This is a genomic window from Streptomyces sp. NPDC005070, from assembly GCF_053600395.1.
Genome location: NZ_JBSFZS010000593.1, coordinates 1 through 1,046, shown reverse-complemented (window position 1 = coordinate 1,046; position 1,046 = coordinate 1). Strand labels below are relative to the sequence as shown.

The following is a 1,046-nucleotide window of genomic DNA, read 5'->3' as shown; positions in this document are numbered from 1 at the left end:
TGAGGAGCTGTGGGCACCCTCCGGGCACCCACACCCCCGACGGCCCCTCACGGGCCGTCAGCACGGCGCCGGCCGCCACGCACCCACTCCCCTAGTCCGGAGCCCCGCCGCGCCGCGCCCGACACCGACCGCCCCCCTTCCCTTCACCGGACGGAGGAGCAGCGGCAGCAGAGGGGATGTCAGACCCCCAACCAAGCCCGCGCACGCCCGACACCCAGCGGCAACCCCGCCGCAGCAGCCGCCAGCCATGCACCAGTTGGCGCGCCAGTTGTGTACCCCGATTGGTGCGCACTTTTTGCTCTACGGGGGGGGTTGCGCCAACACCCCGAACTATCTAGTATCGAACTTGTAAGACCGGATCGGGTGACGCCGAATCGGCAACGCCGGACAGCACGCGAAGGGAAGCACCATGGAGGTCAAGTCAGCGGTACGGCTGATCAACCAGCTTGTTTACAAGCCTGGTTGGACGCTCGAAGCCGAAGACAACACCAACCGGTTCGAGGGGACCGTAAAGGTCAAGTTCATTTTCCCCGCGTTCCAGTCGGAAAGGGAACTCGCGGAAGAGGGTTACCCCTCGCACATCGAGGGTTCGTGGGCCGAGTTCCGAATTGTTGTCGCTGATTGCGACGACACCGAGCTTTACCGCCGAGTCCTCGAAAAGATTATGACAATAGAGCTTCACGAAGCGCGGGAATTCCTGCGGGTTCCCCCGACATTCTGGGCCCCGTTCCACCCTCACCGCGTGGACGGCATGAAGCGTTGGGGTGACGGCGAAGGCGATCTTTCCTACGGCATCGCGTAAATGACACTCCCGGTCCGGGGCTGCATCCAATCTGCGCCCCGGATCGGGAGGCCACACCGAGAAACCCGCCCATTCGTGGGCAGCGACAAGCCCCGGAGGAAGCCTTGAACGTCATCGTTTCACTCGCCGTCATCGCGCTGATTGTGTACGGCGCCGGATACCGCAAGGGTCGCGCCAAGGGTGCGGGTGAGAACGTGGCCCGAGCCGTGGCCCGCATCATCGAGAAGCGGTGACGCGCCGCGCC

The 1,046-nt window shown here is 64.7% G+C and carries 2 protein-coding genes; both read left to right on the top strand.

Going from position 1 to position 1,046, the window contains the following annotated elements:
* The first annotated feature begins 409 nt into the window (after positions 1 to 409).
* On the top strand, positions 410 to 802 hold the full coding sequence (locus tag ACWEBX_RS41425) for a hypothetical protein (RefSeq protein WP_451889819.1): 393 nt from the start codon (positions 410 to 412) through the stop codon (positions 800 to 802).
* Between the two features lie 104 nt (positions 803 to 906).
* Entirely contained in the window at positions 907 to 1,035 is a 129-nt protein-coding gene (locus ACWEBX_RS41420; protein WP_451889818.1) for a hypothetical protein, read from the top strand.
* The last annotated feature ends 11 nt before the right edge of the window (positions 1,036 to 1,046 follow it).

What these genes read in the sequence shown, in the direction of transcription:
- ACWEBX_RS41425 (WP_451889819.1), top strand. Translation starts at nt 410, where the DNA reads ATGGAGGTCAAGTCAGCGGTACGGCTGATCAACCAGCTTGTTTACAAG.